Annotated in this window: 16 protein-coding genes; 1 reads left to right on the top strand and 15 read right to left on the bottom strand. The window is 53.9% G+C overall.

Going from position 1 to position 20189, the window contains the following annotated elements; genetic code table 11:
* Positions 1–12: 12 nt before the first annotated feature.
* From HOO88_07935 to HOO88_07885, 11 genes are all read right to left on the bottom strand, one after another.
* Positions 13–945, bottom strand: a complete 933-nt coding sequence (locus HOO88_07935; protein ID NOU36685.1) for a class I SAM-dependent methyltransferase — start codon at positions 943–945, stop codon at positions 13–15.
* A 114-nt stretch (positions 946–1059) separates the two neighbouring features.
* Positions 1060–1920 carry a class I SAM-dependent methyltransferase gene (locus HOO88_07930; protein NOU36684.1) on the bottom strand — a complete coding sequence of 287 codons (861 nt, stop codon included), beginning with the start codon at positions 1918–1920 and terminating at the stop codon, positions 1060–1062.
* Positions 1917–2762 (bottom strand): glycosyltransferase family 2 protein, encoded by an 846-nt coding sequence (locus HOO88_07925; protein ID NOU36683.1) that lies wholly within the window; start codon positions 2760–2762, stop codon positions 1917–1919. The genes HOO88_07930 and HOO88_07925 overlap by 4 nt, the downstream gene beginning before the upstream one ends.
* The gene (gene rfbG, locus HOO88_07920) at positions 2759–3826 is read right to left on the bottom strand and encodes a CDP-glucose 4,6-dehydratase (protein NOU36682.1); all 1068 of its coding nucleotides are present in this window, start codon (positions 3824–3826) and stop codon (positions 2759–2761) included. Before rfbG ends, HOO88_07925 begins: the two co-directional genes overlap by 4 nt.
* A 25-nt stretch (positions 3827–3851) precedes the next feature.
* Positions 3852–4775 (bottom strand): glycosyltransferase family 2 protein, encoded by a 924-nt coding sequence (locus HOO88_07915; protein NOU36681.1) that lies wholly within the window; start codon positions 4773–4775, stop codon positions 3852–3854.
* 39 nt (positions 4776–4814) lie between these two features.
* Positions 4815–6887: a hypothetical protein gene (locus HOO88_07910; protein ID NOU36680.1), complete on the bottom strand. Its 2073-nt coding sequence runs from the start codon at positions 6885–6887 to the stop codon at positions 4815–4817.
* Positions 6884–7861, bottom strand: a complete 978-nt coding sequence (locus HOO88_07905) for an NAD(P)-dependent oxidoreductase (GenBank protein NOU36679.1) — start codon at positions 7859–7861, stop codon at positions 6884–6886. The genes HOO88_07910 and HOO88_07905 overlap by 4 nt, the downstream gene beginning before the upstream one ends.
* 3 nt (positions 7862–7864) lie before the next feature.
* Positions 7865–9175, bottom strand: a complete 1311-nt coding sequence (locus tag HOO88_07900; protein ID NOU36678.1) for a class I SAM-dependent methyltransferase — start codon at positions 9173–9175, stop codon at positions 7865–7867.
* Positions 9165–10166 carry a glycosyltransferase family 2 protein gene (locus tag HOO88_07895; GenBank protein NOU36677.1) on the bottom strand — a complete coding sequence of 334 codons (1002 nt, stop codon included), beginning with the start codon at positions 10164–10166 and terminating at the stop codon, positions 9165–9167. The genes HOO88_07900 and HOO88_07895 overlap by 11 nt, the downstream gene beginning before the upstream one ends.
* Before the next feature lie 55 nt (positions 10167–10221).
* The gene (gene rfbF / locus HOO88_07890) at positions 10222–10995 is read right to left on the bottom strand and encodes a glucose-1-phosphate cytidylyltransferase (protein ID NOU36676.1); all 774 of its coding nucleotides are present in this window, start codon (positions 10993–10995) and stop codon (positions 10222–10224) included.
* Positions 10996–11145: 150 nt separating this feature from the next.
* Complete coding sequence (locus HOO88_07885) at positions 11146–13386, bottom strand: DUF2961 domain-containing protein (GenBank protein ID NOU36675.1); 2241 nt, start codon at positions 13384–13386, stop codon at positions 11146–11148.
* Positions 13387–13507: 121 nt separating this feature from the next.
* Here HOO88_07885 and HOO88_07880 point away from each other — a divergent pair, with 121 nt between their 5' ends.
* Positions 13508–14701, top strand: a complete 1194-nt coding sequence (locus HOO88_07880; GenBank protein NOU36674.1) for a glycosyltransferase family 4 protein — start codon at positions 13508–13510, stop codon at positions 14699–14701.
* Between the two features lie 6 nt (positions 14702–14707).
* Here HOO88_07880 and HOO88_07875 read toward each other — a convergent pair whose 3' ends face one another.
* From HOO88_07875 to HOO88_07860, 4 genes are read right to left on the bottom strand one after another with little or no spacing between them, the layout of a single operon-like run.
* Positions 14708–15727: a glycosyltransferase gene (locus tag HOO88_07875; GenBank protein ID NOU36673.1), complete on the bottom strand. Its 1020-nt coding sequence runs from the start codon at positions 15725–15727 to the stop codon at positions 14708–14710.
* Positions 15724–16449, bottom strand: coding sequence for a class I SAM-dependent methyltransferase (locus tag HOO88_07870; protein NOU36672.1), 726 nt, complete (start codon positions 16447–16449; stop codon positions 15724–15726). The genes HOO88_07875 and HOO88_07870 overlap by 4 nt, the downstream gene beginning before the upstream one ends.
* Before the next feature lie 11 nt (positions 16450–16460).
* On the bottom strand, positions 16461–18830 hold the full coding sequence (locus HOO88_07865) for a hypothetical protein (protein ID NOU36671.1): 2370 nt from the start codon (positions 18828–18830) through the stop codon (positions 16461–16463).
* Positions 18827–20101: a hypothetical protein gene (locus HOO88_07860; GenBank protein NOU36670.1), complete on the bottom strand. Its 1275-nt coding sequence runs from the start codon at positions 20099–20101 to the stop codon at positions 18827–18829. Before HOO88_07860 ends, HOO88_07865 begins: the two co-directional genes overlap by 4 nt.
* Positions 20102–20189: the final 88 nt, after the last annotated feature.

Raw genomic sequence — 20189 nt, 5'->3', positions numbered from 1 at the left:
GTTCTAGAACTGTCAGCGGCTTTCATTTTCGTTGTCACAAATTGCCGCCTGAGACTCTGAGGCTTGTGCGTAAGCCGCGATCACACTGGAGCGACAGCAAAAAAAATCCAATAGCACTTGCAGAGGAAACAGGAGTACCGCCAGCGGGCCGGGAGCTGGAGAGTGCCTCCCCAAAGAATGGTATAAGGAAGACTGCATGCCTGGAAAATGCCCTCGCTGCAGCTTTCTCACAGCAAATCCCGACTTTCTCAACACAGCACACAACGACGAGGGGGTGTAGTGCAATAGATGGCGTGGCAAATAGAGCATGGACCAGTTAGGGCCAAAGACAGATCTCCAGATAGTTTGAAAATTAGGCACTTCAACAACGATCCATGCGTTGTTATTCATCCGCTTACGAAACAAGCTTAGACAGGAGACCGGATCGTGAACATGCTCCAACACCTGACGGCACAAGATAAGATCATAGTGATCCGTGCTTTTCACAAAGTCATGATGGGGCATATAGGAAATTTTTTCTCCTGACCGTGCGATATAGTGCGGTGCCGCCGAATGAAAGTCCGAGGCTGTGACCTGTTCGCAGCGCGGATGCTGTGACAGTAATACAGAAAGAAGTCCGTCTCCGCACCCGTAATCCAAAACTCTCAGACGTCTCCCGCTGACATTGCGCAGGACACGATAGATGTAACGCTTAAAAAAGTATTGCCGCAACAGGCTGATGCTTCTTGAGGAGGGCGCAAAGTCTGCGGAATTCCGTTCGTCGTAAAGCTTCCAGAGATCATCCGGATGGGGCTGCGGATTGGTTATACAGGCCTGACATTGCGGACACTGCAAAATCGAATAATTCAGACGCAGGCTGTCGGCATCCTTGCCGCGCATAACTGCCCTGAGATTTCCTGAACCACAAACCGGGCAAGTTTCAACCGGATTAAATTGTATACCCACAATACCTCCTGATGGCGTGTTTTGGAGTAATGTAGTCAGCCAAAGGAACTGAGTCACCATCTAATTAGGTAGCAGCAGTCTGCTCCGGAGGGGCCGTATTGTCCGGAGGGCCTGCTATGTCCGGATCATCCGGACTGCCAGCGTGCCTTGCGGAGCGCCCAGCGCCACCAGCCAGCCAGGCACAATCAACCCCATCAGCAGCACCGGCTGGCAGCGTCCGGCGAGCATCGTCGCCAGGCTGGCGGCCAGTGTATTGGGAAATGCGGCAAATGAAATCTGTGGAACGCCGAAGCCGTATTCTTCTGCCAACGTCTTAAAGTGGCTGGCTTCAGGAAAAATAAGATGGCGTGGAGCGTCTAAGCCATGCCAGCGTTTTTTAAACAGAAGGGACTCCCACGAGCGGATATTCGGCACGGCAATATAAAGCGTTCCGCCGGGCTTGAGCAGGGTCTGAAAGGTTGTAAATGCGCCGCGTAAATCGGAAACATGTTCCAGCACAAAATGCGCGGTAATAATATTCAGCGTTCCGGCAAGCTCCTGACACAGTTTTTCCGTTGAACTATAGATCGGCATATTGAGCTGGCTCGAAAGTGCTGCGGAATGCGTGTCGCCGGGTTCGAATCCGCAAACCGCATTGCCCCGGCCCTGCATCTCGCGCAGGAAAGTTCCATCGCCGCAACCGTAATCAAGCAGACTGAGTTGCCCCGAACCGGATGCCGGACGGAAATAAACCTGCCGCTGGAAAATGCGGCGGGCGAGTCGCTGTACCGTGTTGCGCGAAGAGTGAACTGGATAGTCCGCATAGAGCGCACTCACATCGGCTGGAAAAGGGAACTGCTGCACCAGTGAACAGGCATTACACTCAACATAATCGACCGGCCTGCCCTTCTGCAGATAATAGTCGGCACAGTTCGTCAGCCACGGACGGAACTCCGTTGCACCGCACAGCATGCATTTAAATCCGCCGTGACTCATCTCTGCGGTTCCTTCCGGATGTTGCACACCCTCCGGTAAATCAGATGACGGAGCAAAGCGCCCGCTTTGGCTTTGCAACTCCCCGCAAAGCAATCAAAGGTGGAAACGCCTGAGCCGTCGCCCCGCGCCGTTTCATAAATCAGCCCGGTAAATTGTCCGCTCTGTTTTTTCGCCAGCTGAAAACTCCAGCTCTGCGCAGAGACCCGAAAGTCGCACAGCGGTTCAGCCAGATAAAAGCAGTCCCCGCGTTTGAGCAGCTGGAACCAGAAATCTAAGTCGATGACGTACGGATAACGGGCGCTGAATCCATTCAGCGCACTCCAGTCCGAAGCGCGGAACAGCGCCGAGCCGGGCTCGCCAATCAGATTGGTTCCTGATCTGACAATCTGCCGGATCGCATCGCAACTGGAGATTTGTTGGTCACAACTCTTCCAGCGTCGGGTAAGAATTGTTTTTCCTTCCGGACTAATAATCCTCCGCGCAGCAGTGACCAGCGAAACAGACTCCTTGCCGGGCTGTTCAAATACAGCCACCTGCCGGGCGAGGCAGTCAGAATGAAGCCGGTCGTCGTGGCAGAGCAGTTTCCGGTAAATCCCCCGACCTTCGTTAACGCAACGATTCCAATTTCCCTCCGCACCCAGCCGTTCCGGATTGAGCAGATAACGAATGCGCGGATCGGAATACGAAGAGACAATTTCCTCGGAACCATCCGTAGAGCCGTCGTCGGTGATGATCAGCTCCCAGTCGGTCAGGGTTTGTGCCAGCACCGACTCGATCGCTTCGCGGATATAAAGGCCGCTGTTGTAGAGGGGAATACAAACTGAAACAAGGGGCGGGCTCATACATCTCCCAGCAAACCGGTTTCGAACCGCTTAATCTGGCGAAGAGTTTCGGCGTTCATATCCGCGCCGGCCAGCTGCGCCTTCCACCAGCCAACGGTCTGCTCCAGCGCAATATCCAGCGTCCAGCGCGGATGCCAGCCGAGCGCAGAGCGAACCTGTGAAGAGTCAAGGAAGAGAAAGGCTGTCTCGTGCGGATGCTGACCCTGCGCACATTCCCACGTAGCGTCACCGTCCCACAGTACAATCAGTTTTTCCAGCAACTGCTGCACCGAGACGTGGCTTTTTTCATCTGGCCCGAAATTCCAGGCGGATGCATACGCGTCCGGATTTTCCGCCAGTTTCTGCGCCAGCAACAGGTAGCCGTGGAGCGGGTCAAGAGCATGCTGCCAGGGACGTACCGCCTGCGGAGAACGGATGAGAGGCTTCTTTCCGGCAGCCAGCGCGTTGAGCGCATCGGGCAATAACCGGTCGCGGGCGCGGTCGCCGCCGCCAATGACGTTTCCGGCGCGCGCGGTTGCCACAGGAGGACAGTCAGCAAATGAATGGCGGTAGGACGCCACGGCCAATTCAGTGCAGGCTTTGCTGGCTGCATAGGGATCGTGTCCGCCGAGCTGATCCTTTTCCGTGTAGCCGCGGCGCAGTTCAAGATTTTCGTACACCTTGTCCGTGGTGACTGCCACCACAGCGGAAACGCCGCCCGCATGGCGCAGTGTTTCGAGCAGATTCACGGTGCCCATAACATTAACTGCAAAGGTTTCCACCGGCTGTTCATAGGAAACGCGCACCAGCGGCTGTGCGGCCAGATGGAAAACCACTTCGGGACGGGCGGCTTCCACGGCGCGTCCAAGCGCGGAAAGATCGCGCACATCGCCGATCACCGACCGCATGCCGGAGGCGATATCCGCATCGGCAAAGAGACTTCCGGAGGCATCCGGTTCCAGCGCGTAGCCGGTCACCTGAGCACCGAGCTGCTGAAGCCACAAACACAGCCAGCCGCCTTTGAAACCGGTATGTCCCGTCACCAGCACTCGCCGATTTTTCCAAAATGAACGGTTCATTTCCATAACAGCCCTTACCCGTCTGATCTGATTACTGATTGCGCAGGAAGTACAGTGGACGTTTTTTACTCTCTTCAAAAATACGGCTGACATATTGGCCAACCAACCCGAGGCAGAGCAACTGAACTCCCGTCAGAAAAAGGATCAGTGCCACGACGGTCGCCCAGCCGGGCTCGAAACTTTCGGGATGCACAATCCGCTGAAACACAGTCCACGCCCCCTGAATAAAACCGCTGAGAGCAATCAGCGCGCCCAGCACCGTCATCCAGCGCAGCGGCGCGGCGGAAAAGGAAGTGATGGCGTCAAAGGCCAGCCGGAGCGATTTCCAGACCGGATATTTGGTGACACCCGCCTTGCGCGCGGCGCGGTCGTAATGCACAGCCCCCTGCCGAAATCCGACCCAGCAGGTGAGTCCGCGCATGAAACGATGAAGCTCACGAACTTCCTTAAGCGCATCCACTACCTTGCGATCAACCAGCCGGAAATCTCCTGCGTTCATAGGCACGTTCACTTTGGCCAGTCGGCAGAAAACCCGGTAGAAAGAGGCGGCCAGAAATTTCTTAAGCCAGGTTTCGCCCTCGCGGCTCTTACGAACCGCATAGACCACGTCAAGTCCTTCGCGCCACTTGGCGAGCATATCCGCAATAGTTTCAGGTGGATCCTGCAGGTCGGCGTCAATAATGACTACAGCATCGGCATCGGCATGATCCATTCCGGCGGTGATAGCGATCTGGTGACCAAAGTTCCGGGAAAGCTGCAGAATTCGGACCCGGGCATCGGCTTGCCGGATTTTTTCCAGACATTCGAAGCTTCCATCGGTCGAACCGTCATCTACAAAAACGAACCGGACTTCTTCCGATCCTTTTTCAAAAACTGCGCTCACCCGGCGGTAGAGCTCTGGCAGATTTTCTTCTTCGTTAAGAAAAGGAACCACGATGGCCACTGTCTTTTTCATAGTACCGCTCCGTTCCATACGTTAGCAAAACCACCCCGATCAGTTAGCAACCGCTTCGATACTAATCTGGTTCACAAATAATTCCCCGCCGACATTCGCCGAACGCGGGGTCACTTGAAAGGTAAAAAAATTGGTGCCGGGAACCAACGAAACGGAAGGGATGTTTAATATGCCTGGGCCGCCCGAAATATCCACGCCGGAAATCAGGGATCCCCCGGCTGAATCACGAACCGTCACGCGACATCCGGGGCTAAACACCTTCAGCTTAATGGCCGCAGTTGCCAGATTGGTTCCCGTGTTTCCAAGCAGCATTTGACCAACCCCGGACAGGCTCATCCAGTTCATATTCAGACGCGGTGAACTATCGGTTTGTTTTGCGTATCGCCACTGAGGCCCCCATTCGTGGCTGAACGCCTGTTTATTGCGTGCCGCGAGAGCAAATGCATCGCCGGGCTCATTCCAGGAAATCAGCACTTTCGGCATATGGATCGAAACGGCCTGCCGTTCTCCGGTAGGCAGAGTTTTAAGGCGCACCAGCCATTCCCAGGCGTTATCGACCAGCCAGATATGGCGCATGAACAATTCGTCGCGGGGGATCGGCGGCTGGCCCTGTTCGGGAACGAGAATGTCATACGGGGTGATTTCCAGCAGGCAGGCATTGGGTTGAAGGCTGAACAGATCCCGGGTCAGGCCGGGCACCGGATTCATGAGAAAATCCTGAGTGGTGCCGTTCGCGCTGACAAACGTCGCCTGACGTCCCGGTGTCGGGTAGGCACTTGGAACGCCACGCATCTCATAAATACTCATGTTGGCGTACAGGCCGCCTTCCGGCACATTACGGCCAATCCATTGCGCCATGTCTTTATAGTTGTACCCTCTGCTTTTCAGACCAATCACCAGCAGGTCATTCATCAGCAGCCACGACACGAGAATCGCCGCCAGTGTAATGCCCGCCGTTCGCCGCACCATACCTCCGGATAGAGAAACCCCGCCCTTTGTTTTGGCGAACAATCCGCTGAACAGCGCATCCACACCGACCCCGGCAAACGCGATCAGGATCGGGAATAAACTGCAAAAGTAGCGAACCTCGAACCGGCTATTGGTTTGAATCTGATAGGTCGCCTGAAAAGCGACATAGATGATCGCCTGGAGCAACAAAATCATGCCAGCGGTGTGCACAACATCTTTCCGGGAGATGCGCGCAATCCGGTAGATTCCCCACCCGGCAACGAGCACAAAAAGTAATGTGGTGACCCAAGCCTCACCCCACCCCATGCGTGACACCAGAGTCAGCGCAGCGGCGGGGGTGAAATAGTAGGTTCCTGCGCCGACGTCGGTACTTTTGTATCCACTGGTCAGCAGCCGGATTAAAAATGGCGAGAACAGCAGATACGGGAGCCCCATCATCAACCCCAGCAAAAACAGTCGTCCGCGCTTCCACAGCGCCGGAAGTCCGTGCCGCCAGATCAAGGCCAGACCAAAAATGGGCGTCCATACAGAAAGAAATACAGTCGCCGTCAAATGGGTTTGCAGGAAGAGCGACGCAAAAACAGCGTAGCCGACGAGCCACCGCCACGGCACCGCATCTTTTCGCCAATCCTCCATCAGGATACGCAGCGAGCACCACAGCATGCCCGTGGAGAAAAACATCAGGTAGCCATAGGCATAAGCTTCGCGTGCATAATACGTGTGAAAGGGCGAAAGCGCTGCGAGCAACATTGCGATCAGTCCGGCCCTGCGGCCAGCCAGAGTTCGGGTGAGCCAGTACATCAAAGGTATCAGCAGACAGCTGATCAATGCTCCGGGTAGCCGAAGATAAAATTCGGGAGGAAAGCCCTGACTAACCCCCAGCCACTTTCCGACGTAATGAATGGGCACCATAAACAGCGGCAGAACCCGGTACCAGTGAAACCTCTGCAACTCAGTCTGGTAAATAGCCGAAATGTCGGATTGAAAAATGGCGTCACGGATGGTGACGATTTCATCGATTTGCAACGAAGCGCGTCCCAGCCAGAAAAGCCGAAGGATTAGACCGACCCCAAGAATCGTCATGAAGGCGTAATCGCGTTTGCGATGCATCGTCGCTTCTACAGTATGGATGTTTTTCTTCACGAGAGCTCTCCTGAATGTGTCCTGTACCATTCATACGTCCGGGCCAGCCCCTCATGGAGCCCCGTGGTGTTTTCCCAATCCAGCAACTGCTTTTCCCGAACCGGCATATAAACTTCATCTACCCGTTCGTCGCATTTTTCATGCAATATGCGGGGATCCAAGTCGTTCCGGCCCGAAATTTCAACAAGCTGACGAACAGTGTCCAGAACCGAACTGTTGATGCCGGTGGAAAGCCGGAATATCTGCCCGCGAATATCCTTCCGGTGTAATCGTTCAGCAATCGCGCAATAGGCATTTACCGCATCATCAATATACACATACGCTCTGGCGAGCTGTCCGTCGCCACGGATGACCGGCGCTTCGCCCTGCAACAAGGAGCGTATGGTACCGGGAATCAGTCGTTGCCAATTGCGGTCACCGCCGCCGTAGAGATTGTCGGATCGGACACAGGCAGACGGCAAATTGAATGTGTCACTATAGGATCGAGCGATCAATTCGGCGGAGGCCTTTGAGACCATATACGGGTGATGCGGACGGGCGGATAGTCCGGAGAAACACTCCTCCGCTTCCCGGCTCGATGCGATTATAACGCGGGCCCTTGGCGATGCCGCGCGACAGGCTTCCAGCACAGTATAAACGCCGCGAATATTTGCCTCCCACAACGCGTAAGGCGGCAGGGTTCCCGTGTTGGAGTTAATTGCGGCCAGATGAAAAACCGTATTGATTCCGGAATCACCGCACAAGCTAGTCAGCAAAGAAATATCCGCTACATCGCCGCGAACGATGGCTGCTCCAGACGCCATCAGATTTTTTACATCACATTCCTGATTGCCGGACCATACCAAAGCATACACGGAGGCTCCCCGGCTCAGCAGACTGCGTGTCATGGCCCCGCCTAAAAAACCGTCCGCGCCAGTAATCAGCACCCGCTGATCCGGCCAATAGAATTCGGACGATTTTTCAGCGGCGCTCATAAATCAAAGCAAGAAGGACTGATCTCCGAAATCGTTGTCCAGATAACGTTCGTAGTTGTTGATGTCCACCAGATGCAGACGAGGCAGTGAGAAAATCAGAGTGCCGCCGCGCCGGAGGAAATCCATTTCATCTCGGATGACCTCGCTGCGGAAGTGCCAGATGAAGACAAACAAATAGTCCGGCTTGAGGGCACGCAACTTCTCGTGGGAAATGATCGGGATACGCGATCCAGGCGTTACGAGTCCGTCTTTTTCCGGATTACGGTCTCCTATGGCCACGAGGTCGGCGGGGCCGATATCGCAGTAATTTATTACCACGTTCCCTTTAGTTGAGGCACCGTAGCCGTACACTTTTTTCCCGGCGGCGCGCATGATTTTAAAAAAGTTTTTTACATCATCGCGATGGGCAAGCATCCGGTTGTGCAAACGCTGGTAGGGCCGCGGCGAATCCAGTTCGGCCTCAGAAGCAAGCAGGCTGTTGATGCATTCCTGCTCTGGAACGCGGGGGCCGTCCGCACGGCCGACATAAAGGTAAAAACTCCCGCCGTTCATATCGTTAAATGATACACTCAGAATTTTAAGACCCTCCTGACGCATCATCCAATCCATCTGGCGAAGACCGTAATAGGTGACGTGCTCATGGCAGATTTGATCATAAGAAAGTTGCTTCAAAAAAAGCGGCATGTAGGCCAGTTCCAGAGCCCATACCCCGTCCACGGCAAGCAAAGCGCGGATTTGACGGATAAACGACAGCGGATCGTCGAGGTCATAAAACATTGCGATCGACGTGATGATCTTGCAGTTTTTGCTGCCGATCATTGAACGCGTTCCCTTTTCTGAAAAGAAATCATATACGACATTGATGTCCGGCTGGTAGTTGTGGCGGAATTTTTCCGCGGAAGGATCCATTCCAACGCGGACAAATCCGGCTTCGCTGCCGTAGGCGTTCAACAGAGTTCCATCATTGCTGCCGATATCGAGAATGACATCGCCCCGACAGGGTTTGGCATACGCGACAAGATCGCGCACCTTGCCAGTCAGGTGGGCGGTCATGGTCGGACTGATAGATGAAAAATATCCGTAGGTGCTACCATACATTTCTCCAAGGTCAGCCGTGTCGCGAAGCTGAACCAGCCCGCACGCGCCCGGGGTTGCGCTAATATCGCAACGGATTAAATCCAACGGGGAAGATGACGGATCGGGCTCCGAAGGTTTCGGAAACACGCCACTGAGAGGTTGCTTTCCCATATCGACTACAGGAACAAGATGGGGGTTACCGCAAGTGCGGCATTGCTTCCATATTTTAGATGCCATTATGTAAGTTCCTTATTTTGTTTGGACACGGAGGCAGCCGACTGGCGTCGACTCCGTGACTTTGATCAATCACATACAAGGGTCTGTTTTGAACCTCGCGATAAACCCGGCCGAGATACTCAGCGACAACGCCAACGGAAATCAATTGGAACCCGCCCAAAAACAGGATGGTGGTCATCATGCTGGCGTAACCTAGCACATCTTTACCAAACACCACGGTTCGGATAACAAGAGCAATGGCCGCCAAGATCGCCACCATCGATACCCCCAGGCCAATGTAAGACCAGATGCGCAAGGGGCGGTTGGTGGTGGACAGAATAGCGTCTATGGCGTAGTTCCAAAGGAAAACCCAGTTCGATTTGGATTTGCCTTTGATCCGTTCGGGGCGGTCGAACATGATGGCGGTGCTCTTGAATCCAGCCCATGCGGTCAAGCTACGAAGGAAGCGTGATTTCTCCCGAATGTGCCGGATCACTTCGACGATCTTGGCATCAATCAGCCGAAAATCTCCGGTGCGATACGGAATGCCGTTCTCGCTGACGATGTTGAATACCTTGTAGAACAACGTGTTCAGGAACGTCTTCACTCCGCTCTCTATGCCGGAGCGGCAACGGGTGGCGTACACCATATCGTAGCCTTCACGCCATTTGGCGATAAAATCAGCCATCATCGCGGGCGGATCCTGAAGATCCGGATCCATAAGAATCACGGCATCGCCCTTGGCGTAATCAAGGCCTGCTGTGAGAGCCATCTCCTTACCGAAATAACGGGAAAAGCGGATGACTTTGATTTCCGGATGCCGATGGCGCCACAACAGCAGCTGCCCATACGTATCGTCGGTACTGGCATTGTCCACACAGATCACTTCGAACGGCATATCCAGTTCTTTTAAGTGAACCATTAATTCCTCGAAAAAAAGGTCGAGGATCTCCGTTTCGTTCAAAAACGGAACGATCACCGAAAGCAATTTACCTCGGGATGAATCATTCATAACTTGGTTAATCGTTTCAGTCATTATCCGATTACTCCTGACACGGCGACCCTGCTCACGCCCACACTTTCCACGGAGCTTTCCCGCCGTCCCATAACTCTTGCAGACTCGTTTTATCACGAAGCGTGTCAACCGGCTGCCAGAAGCCCTCGTGAAGATAGGTGGAAAGCTGTCCTTCGGACGTAAGCCGGTTCATCGGCTCGCGTTCCCATACAGTTTGATCGCTCTCAATATAATCCAGCACCTTGGGCGAACAAACAAAGAATCCGCCATTAACCCAGGCGCGGTCACCGGCGGGTTTTTCCTCAAAGTCCAGCGCCTTGTTGTTGGCAATTCGCAAGGCGCCGAAACGTCCCGGAGGGCGAGTGGCTGTCAGGGTAGCCAGTGTTTTCTGATTGCGATGAAATTCCAAAAGCTTCCCGATGTTCACATCGCCGACACCATCGCCATAGGTAAGACAAAAATCTTCGCCGTCCACTAAGTACGGTTTAATTCTTTTAATGCGCCCGCCAGTCATGGTGTTTTCCCCGGTATCGACCAGCGTCACGGTCCATGGATCGGAGTAATTGTTGTGCACCTTGATCTCGTTATTAGACAGGTTAATGGTTACATCGGACATATGCAGAAAATAGTTGGCGAAGAATTCCTTGATCATGTAGCCCTTATACCCGAGACAGATAACAAAATCTGTAAGGCCGAATGCTGAGTAGAGCTTCATCACGTGCCAAAGAAGCGGACGGCCGCCTACCTCGATCAACGGTTTGGGCTTGATAGCCGTTTCCTCACTGATCCGCGTGCCCAATCCGCCTGCCAAAATCACCACTTTCATAACATTTCGACCTTAACTCTTGATCTCACATGATCAGTAACACTTTGAGCTGCAACAGCCGCCCAGCAACCCGCCGCGCACTTAGAGCATGTTCTACCTGATCTTCCACCGCACTGCAAGAAACCCGTTTGAAAGAGATGGTTCCGCCAGTTACTTGACCTCAAAAAATTTCCGATAAACAACAAATCCCCGTCCGTCCCACGGATCGCCCGGACACACGGGGAGAACCTTGGAAGAGGCGTTTACATAAGGATCCGGTGCAGCCCAGACATACGGGACTTCCGGCGGACTCTTCACCCCTTCCAAAACGCATCCGGCAGGGTTCCATTTTGAGTCGTCGTAGTTGAGAGCCGCCCATTCGCCGGACGGATTAACGGCGTGTTTCCAATCCCGGCCATCCGTAAGCAACCCGGCGGGAGACTCAATCCAGGCCTGCATCCAATAGGGATATTGCTGCCAAAGAGCGCGGACGGCGATGACGTGCATTCCTTTTTCCAGTTTCACCGGAACAACAACCGGCTGCTCCGGATTCCCCGCTGTCAACATGCGCTGGCCATCCAGATAAACCTCTGCGGTCATATTGCAATAGGCTCCCAGCAGAAAAACAGACGGTTCCGAATAGAATTTTTTCAGGGTTTCTGCAAATGACCGAACCTTCGCATCCGCCGAGGTCAGAAACCCGTCCAGATTCTGAAGCAATTCGGCCCGCGAAATATTTGAATCCTTATAACGACACATAAGCTGTCTCAGTTTCAGAACGGGAGTAAATGGTGGATTGTACTGCTCAATGTACCGATCAATGAAATCTATCTCCCCCGGCAGATCATTAAAGCGCTCCAGATTCCAGATGTCGGTCATGAGCGTCAGCTGTTCAAGGCGACTGCGGGGTCGGGCGCGCCATGTCGCGTTACCAACCTGACCTGCTGCCGGTTGCGGGTTTTTCAGATAGTAGAAAGCCACGCTGTCGTATGCTGCCTTACTCGCCTGATCCGGGCCGCGTTCAAAAATCATGTTGAATGATTTGTTAAACAGAACCGCGTCGTCGAGATGCAGTCGGTACTGAACTGTGCGGAAAGGCGATTTGACAGGAAGCCCATGCAAGGGTCGCTCGAACACTTTGCGATAATACCAGCCGGAGTTGAAATAGTCCTCGAGGCCGGTTCCCTGCCAGTACGGTTTCTTTCCGCCGTCGATATACATTGTTTCGTCGGACTCCAAAACCCAGAAGCTGTTATCAACGCTCCAGACGCCCAGCATACAGCCAACATATTTTCCGTCGCCGGAGGTCTCCAGAACCGTGTGGGGCGCACCAACAGCATTCGCGCCGCTACGGTTGAATGCCGCGTGAAAGTAGCCGGAATCCAAGGGAACTTGTGCTTCGTTAGACGAAACGCCCCAGCGAATCGACACCGGAGCTGTTCCCTGATTTTCCAGTTCGATCCGGGCGCCCTTACGGAACGGCATTGGCCAGCGACAGAAAAAGGCGTCCTGATCCATACCAAAAAACATGGACTGTCCGGCCCAGCGCTGCCACATGCTGCCGAAAAAATCGCCAAGCGGAACGGAGACGCTCGGCTCCGTCTGTCCGTCCCAGTAGATTTTCAACACGATATCCCGAAGCAGTGCGGAACGCGCCGCCGGCGACGGTACGTTTGAAAAACCGGGGCTGATTGAAATTCCGCTGATGGTTCCCTGCCGCTCCGCTGAAAAAAGTTTAAGCGTTCCGCCGGGAGGTAGAACCCCGTCCCGTTCGAGCGGCGGAATTGCAGGAAAGCTCATCTTTTCCCAGTCAGCGCAAATGGTATCAATCAGAGCGCGGTTCTGATCGAGCACCGGCAGCGAAAAACTCTCGACGGTTTGTCCCTGGGGTAACGAATTCCAATTGAGCTGGTAGTAAAACTTCGGCGCTTTTCCATAGGCATAACCGGCATCTTCCACAGTAATCCGCAACCGTTTGCTGTAAGGAATCGGCAGGAAAGACCGCCAGCAGATTTGCTCGGCCATAGCGAGCGGAGGAGCGTTAATGGGAAGAATCCCCCGGCCAAGGACATCCCACTTGAAAGACATCCGCGGCGTGGGTTCATCATCAAAATAGAAGTGTATATTTGCGTTGTGCGGATCACCGGTAAACCAGAGCCGGGAAACCACACCGGGGCCTTTCAGGTCGGCCAGAATAAACTGACCGTCTTTGGTCTTTCCCTGAAAATAGTTGTTGTCTTCGTTGGCGCCTGTGCGGTCATAGGAAGAGATGAGATGCGTCTGCGGAACCGCCAGAGAAGCCATTTGATTCAAATTGGTTAAAGAGGAAAGCAAATCCGCATAGCTGACTTTACGGGGTTGCGAACATCCGCAAACCGCCAAAAAGATGAGTCCTGACAAAAACAACCGCATAGACATCCTTCCGGAAAACTTTATAACCGCCAACATGGTTTTGAATATGCCAGTTTGACACCGCAGTGACAATGCTTATGCTGGCCCCTGTCATTAAACGAAACAAGCAGCCCCGCGTTGTATGAAAAAACGGAAAATAGCATTTTGGCACCGCTACGGGCCATCAGGTCACACATCCACCTGCCATTCCATTCCCCACATCATCCGCAAACTGCACGAACGCGGCGTTGAGGTGCATTACTTCGGTCTGCGGGAAAACTCTGCCGCTCCGGAAATGATCAAGGCCCACTGCACGATCCACGCCCTTCCCTTCCGTCTGAACCGCGGCTCCGCCGCCAGCAAACTATTCGGAACTCTTTTCTGGTACGCCGCCCTCCCCGCGCTGGCATTGCGCTGCCGTCTGATGAAAATGGATGCGGTTTTCTGGGATGAAACGCTTCCGTGGGGCGCGCTGATTGCCCGAGTATTCTACGGCAGAAACATCTGCATCACGGTCGCCGATTTTTTTCTAACCATCTATTCTGAACAGCACTCGGAGCTGAAAAGATTTTTTGACTGGCTGCAACAGGTTGACTACCGGACGTGGCGAACCCTGCCGCTGATCTTTACAAAAGTAAACTATACGCGGACGTTTCTCGCAGAACGCGGCGTGGACCCTGACAGGGTTTGCTGTGCGTATAACCCGTGTGACACCGAACTCTATTCCCCGAGAGACCGGAATGCGGCACGCAGTAAATTCGGATTAGCCGCAAATGATTTTGTTGTCGTTCATCACGGCGTGCTTCATCCAAACAAAGGAAATGACCGGATCATCCGCGCTATGGCGGACCTGAAAAACAAACTGCCGAATCTAAAATATCTGCTGGTTGGCTCAGGTCCGGAAATGAATCGATTAAAATTGATGTGTAGCGAGCTGGGCATGACAGATCGGGTAATTTTCACCGGCTGGCTGCCAACGGAACAGGACGTAGTGGAAGCAATCCGTACAGCCGATGTCGGTCTGGTCATGCGCATCGGCCAATTCTCAGACAACTTTCACGTAACCGACACCCTTTCGCACGAAATGGCCTGCGGCTTACCGATTCTGGCGGCCCGTCTTAAAGGTGTGGAAGAGCTGGTGAAAGAAAACAAAACAGGGCTGCTGTTTGATCCAAACGATATGTTCACATTGAAGGCACAGCTGACCACACTGCATCACCAGAAAGATTTACGAATAAAGATGGGAATGCAGGCCCGGGCAAAAAGCGTCGAAGCCTTTGATATTGAAACCATTTCCTCCCGGATGGCCGAGGCGCTCTTTCACCTCACCAACTGAGCCGCACTACTTCCGGTAACTTTCTCCGAAGTCACGGTTCGGGTGAAAAAACTCAAACCACTCAGCGAGGCCGTAGCTCAGGTGCATGACAGGAATCATAAACACCACCAGCAGGTCGCGCGGACGGCGCGTCTGAACTGCCGTTTCTAACGCGACCGCCAGTGCCGTCAGAGCGTAGAGCGCGAGATCGAGTTTGAGCAAAAATCCGCAGAAGCCGCAGAACGGCGTAGATATTCCCAGCACCAGAAGCGAAAGCACCCACGCCGCAGGAACCAGTGTGGTCCACTCAAAGCCGGTGCCGGCACGTTTCAAACGAATTCTCGTCGCACCGTAGCCCCACACCTGCCGCCAGAAGCGTTTCACCGACTGCCGTGGATAGTGGTAAACCCATGCGGCAGGAATAAAAAATAGTTTGTGTCCGAGCTGCTGGGTGCGCCACGAGGCAATCATTTCTTCACCCGGATAAAACTCCGGCGGGAACCCGCCCATCTGCTGAAAAACCGTTTTACGGTAGGCGGCATTGCAACCGATAATCCGACTCCAGCCGACTTCCCGCGCGGCGGCGGTTCCGATCCGGTACCGCTCTGCCACATAGCCAGCGGCACGCGAGGTTAGCGCAAGTCCGGCCAAACGCGCCGACAGGTTGATATCGTCTGGCACCAGACTTGGCCCGCTCACCAATCCGGCCGACGGATTATCAAATGCTTTCAAAATGTGCTCCGGCCAGTCAGGTGCAATCACGACATCGTCGTCAAGGAAAGCGACAATGTCCGCACGACTCTCCTCCACCCCGCGGTTTTTCTTGCGGCTGGAATCGCCATCCGGATACGAAATGGGAATATGGCGCACGTTCGGATTCGCAGAAACGATCGCCGTGACTTTCCGCAGCACCTCGCTGTCGCGGATCTCGCCGACAACAATCACTTCCACTTGATTCGCGCCATGTGTCGCCAGAACGGATTCCAGCGTGCGCACAAGAATCGGGCGGCCCATGGTTGGGATGATAATAGAAAGTTTCACGCTCATGCCTGTTGGTCTTTCCGAAAAATAAACATCAGGATTTCCTGATTGAGGAGCTGATAAACACCGTAGAAAAACCATTCGTGACCGAAAACCGATTTGAAAAAGCGGTAACTGTAAAGTCGGCCCAGCAGGCGTAATCCGGCCAGAACAAGCCGATTTTCAGAAAACCAGCCTCGATAACGAATGGTTTTCTGACAGACCAGTCCGCAGTCCGCCGCGATCTGTTTTACGTTCCGTTCGGTCGTCGGAAATGCGTGGGTATAATCCACACTCCAAAATTCCATCCGCATGGACAGCACGTCGGGAACCAGCAACACCAGACTGCCGCCGTCGGCAAGGTGACCGGCAGACTCCTTCACAAATTCGCAGGCCGCCTTGCCGCTTTCCATATGCTCGAGAACAAAGGCGGAATAAATCAAATCGAATTTCTTTTGCGCCAATTGTGCAGGAAATGGGGGGACTTCCGCACAAAATGCGGTTCCGGCTCCGGCGTTTTTCGTCATCGCTTCATTCCGGTCAATCCCAGTATACGTCCAGTTCCGCTGTTGCACCGCTCGGCTAAAGTCTCCGCTACCAATTCCGATCTCCAAAACATCGCGCACTTTTTGCCCGCCGCAGGACTTTTCAATCGACCGCATCAACCGGTCGAGAGCTTTCTGCTGAACGTGCTTAAACCAAACCGGAGCCGCCGCAAGCCGCTCTAAATAGGTGTCATAAAATCCCATACAACCTCCTGTCAGCGATCCGGCTTCCGCTTAAAAAGAAGCGCGACCCCCGCAACAACACAAATGGCCATCCCAGCGAACTGAAGCCAGAGAAGCTTATTTTCCGGACTGTAATTTAATTTCACCTGATGGACTCCGGCGGGTACGGCCACCGCCTGAAAAATATAATCGGCGCGCAACATCTCTGCCGGAGCCCCGTCCACCTTCGCTTTCCAGTCCGGATCATATTTATTCGCCGCGCGCAGAAAGCCCGGAGAATCGGCCTGCACCTTGAGAAGAACGCGCCCAGCCCGGCGCTCGAGCACCTCAACTGTTCCGCAGAAGCCGTGTCCGCCGGGATCCGGCTGAGTGCTTTCTAAAGGCAGGATGATTTTTTCAAAAAGTTTCCAGCTATTGGAACCCAGTTTTGCCAGCGCGGCCTTATCGTCCATTTTTTCACAGCCGCCGATCAGCGCATAACGCGGAGCTGGCGCAAGACTCCGGAAAATCGTCTGACCGCCCTTCTCGTTCTGACGAACAACAAAGTTTCCGTCGCTCCCGGCCTGAACGTCGTAGCGCAGCACCGGCTGACATTGATCGGCGGGCAACTGTTTTTCTACGCCGGACGGCCCCATCAAAAAGCCGACGCCGGAAAGCTGCCACATCCGCAGAGGATTGCGTCCGACCGCTTCAAGAAAGGCTTTGTAATCGCCCGCCATGCGCGGCATTTGCGTGAAGTTAAATGCCGATATCTGGTGGTAAGGGAAAAGATAAGTGAGCCAGAGATTATAGAATCCATCCTGAGACACCATCGCAACGCGCTGGTCGCCCAGATTCTTTTTCAGGTAAGAAACCGTGCTGTTATCGGCAATATAACTGTCCGGCAGCGTTTTAACGTAATGCACGGACAGCAACTTGGCATCGAGAACCACCGCCGCGACCAGCAACGCCGCGAGGGCTTTTTTGTATGGACGAAGTTTTTCCAGTGTCTGGAATTTATAGATGGAAACAACGAATGCCAGCGCGGCAGCCAGTCCGGCGGCCAGCCATAGTGCTACGGTTTTATTCCGCACAATCACTTCAACCGTCTGCTGCGGCCAGCCGATAGAAAGAAGTTCCGTTCCGTCGCCTCCGCGGCTGATCGCCAGAAGAACAAACAGCCCCGAAACTCCGGCCAGACTCCAAAAAAATCTCGAAACGGCCAACGATTTCTTTTCGCTTATTTTTTTAAAAAACAGATCAGCACCGAATGCCGTCAGGATCGCCAGTCCCAATTGGAAAACTTGCAAAAATTTGTTCGGATTGCGGATTTCGTGAATGACGGGAAGCTGCCAGAAGAGACGGTAGAGCGGCGTGTATTTTCCAAAAGAAAGCAATAGAGCAAGTAGCGTGGCCCCGCCCCAGAAATAGATCGTCCGGCGTTTCGGATCCTGACGGCAGGCAAAAAGTGCGAAGAGCGCAAAGGCGACTGGAATAACACCAAGATACGTGTCTTCAAGTTTGAAATTCATAAAGCCCTGCCGGGTTTGCTCCCATCCGGCACTGCGTCCCATGCGGCCCCAGTACGGGCCGTCGGGTTCGCCGCTACGCCAGCCAGTATAACCGGGTGCGACAAAGGCGATCAGCTCATCCGGCGGAAAGCTCCACTGAGTGCAATATTCCCACTGCTCTTCGCCGCTGGTCACAGAAGATGTCGCAGCGGCGGAAATGTTCTGCTTAAAAGAACTGCTCAGCGCGCTGGCGGCAATCAGCAAAGCAATCACCGGAACCGGCAGCAGGCGCAATATGCCGCGCAGTTTTTCGCCGGATTCCAGCCAAAGGAAAATTGCATACGCTCCAAGGAAAAGCGCAAAAAACAAAGCGACATCCTGTTGTTCAAGAAACATTAATCCGAGCAAGAAGCCGGAAATCGCCGCCCAGCCCCAGCGCTTTTTCTCAAATAGCAGATCCAGACAAAGCAGATTCGCGCAGAACAGGAATACGATGGAAAACTTCCGGATGTGCCCGGCATAAACCAGCGTCAGGTTGCTTCCGAGCCAGAAGGCGGCCAGCACACCAAGCAGTACGGCTGCCAACGACAACCCTTTGCGAAACAGGAATGCCCCCAAAGCCAACGATCCCGCCAGCAGAGAAAGCAGGTGGAAGCTGTTGGTGAATCCGCGCGATGAAAGAACCGACAGCCAGAAATTGGACCAGTTCAGCGGCGAAGCCGTTGCCGGCATTCCGACCAACGGAGAGTCCACCCATGTGTCCGATAAAAACCCTGCCGGAAGCAGGCTTTTATATCCGGCAACATGCCCGATGTTGTCATCAGAGGTCATCAGTGTGCCGCCGGTCAGCACCGGAATAAAAGTCAGCGTGGCGATCAAAAGAAGAACCATTAAAAAAAACAGTTTTTTCATAAGCTCAGCCTTTCCGGCTTAAGTCGAAGCACCGCATAGAGTCCGGCAAGCAGTGCGATTGCGTTGAACACGCCGGAAGCTATGGCAATCTGCCGAGCCGTACCGTGTAAAAAATGGACGGACAATAAGTAGAGAAAACAGGCCGCTACAACCGCAAGAGTTTCTTTGAAGCGCCGTTGCGCCAGCAAAAACTGCACAACTACATTCAAAAGTGCGGAAGCCGACATTGCTGCGGCCATCAGCCGAACCAGATTCACCATGGAGTCCGGAGCGTTCCGGATACCAAACAGGATGTGCAGAAGCAGTTGCGGCAGAATAAAGCAACCAATGGCCGCTACGGCGACAAACAGGGCTGTGTAACCGAACGAGTGAAGAAAAATTCTCCGGTGTTCCGCCGTCGCGCCACCCGCCGAAGCGACCTTAGGGAACATCGCCATGGCCACAGCCATCGGCAAAAAGGCCACAATCCGTCCCAGCGTGGCGGCATAAGCAAATTCTGTATTCTCCGGCAGGTAATGGTTCACCAGCACCACGTCAGCATTCATCAGCACGGCGAAAGCCGTCTGAACAAAAATACTTCGCAATAGATAGAAGCGCATGCTTGGCAGAGGCTTCGTGGTTTCCTCCCCGCCGCGCAGAACCATAACCAGTCCGGCCGCCAGCACCGCCATTGAAAAATAAACGCCTGTACCGTGTCCCAGCATCGCCCAGCCGCAGGCCGGATGCCAGAACCAGACCAGCCCGGCACCAAGCAACAGACGAAGCACCGAACCTGAAATTCCAGAAAACGAACTCCATCCAAAAAGCTGCAGGCCTTGTGCCGCACCGGTCAGCACCGGAAGACAAAACATAGCCGGCAGAACCGCGCCGGCAATGATAACCGGCGCAAAACGATCCAAATTCATAAAACCTGCCACCGGCCCGTTAAATACAATAACCGCCGCGCCCAGCAACAGGGCTGGAACACCGGTCAGCAAAAGCCATTTGCGAACCAGTCGCTTCACATCTCCGGCACGACCCTCCTGCCGGAGTAGACTGCTATAGTGACTGAGTCCGGTCGTCAGCGTGGCAAGCGGATAGCTGATGATGGCCAGCACACCGAGAAAAGCCGCCAGCAACGCGTATTCCTCTTTCGGCAAGACTCGACTGACCGCCATTTGATAAACCAGATTGCAGACGTGCACCACCATCATCCCAGCAAATAGGATCGCCGTATGCTTCAGCAGTTCGTTCGCAAAAAGCGTATTCAGTCTGTGCCGGAATTTCGTCATAGCGTTTAAGTCGCGTAAACATAACCGCAACGACAGCCTAGCGGCAGTCAAAAGTTTAACTTTTCGGCCTCCAAAGCACTGAAAAATA

Source organism: Kiritimatiellaceae bacterium, assembly GCA_013141415.1.
Taxonomy (GTDB): Bacteria; Verrucomicrobiota; Kiritimatiellia; order Kiritimatiellales; family Tichowtungiaceae; genus Tichowtungia.
Note: the sequence above shows the minus strand (reverse complement) of the source record. Positions and strands in the feature narration are given on the sequence as shown.